Genomic DNA, 476 nt, shown 5'->3' with positions numbered 1-476 from the left:
TTTGACCTTGCCCGTGTATCTCAGGTCAGATATTTAAAAGAGAATCAGCTCAATGCCGAGTCACAAAACTATCTGAACTACAGTGCACTGGCAGATGAGATTTTTAGGGCAGGGATTAACTATAACTTTTATCCAGGCTATGGGGTTTATCTAGGTTATAACCAGATCAAATATAGCGAGAACTCTTATAAGTTACTGTCTACTAATTTAAGTGGAAGTCTGGACAAGAACTGGGGCTTTTATGCATCAGCGTATAAAGATTATGAAAATAGCAAGGACTATGGGATTTACTTTGCACTGAGATATACCCCGTCTAGTAAAGTTAATGCAATTACGAGTGTGTCAAGTGACAGCGGTAAGTTGAGTTACAGACAGGAAATATTCGGGCTATCAGAGCCGAAAATCGGATCATTTGGCTGGGGTGGTTATGTAGAGCGAGATGAGGAAGCGAAAGAAAACAATGCTTCGATTTATGC

The 476-nt window shown here is 40.1% G+C and carries 1 pseudogene; it reads left to right on the top strand.

Annotated elements, in window-relative coordinates:
- Positions 1-476: pseudogene (locus tag HUN22_RS17685) on the top strand (fimbria/pilus outer membrane usher protein); the annotation flags it as partial.

The sequence above is a fragment of the Acinetobacter lactucae genome (genome assembly GCF_013344765.1).
In the GTDB taxonomy this organism is placed as follows: Bacteria; Pseudomonadota; Gammaproteobacteria; order Pseudomonadales; family Moraxellaceae; genus Acinetobacter; species Acinetobacter lactucae_A.
This window is presented reverse-complemented; position numbering and strand designations above follow the sequence as displayed.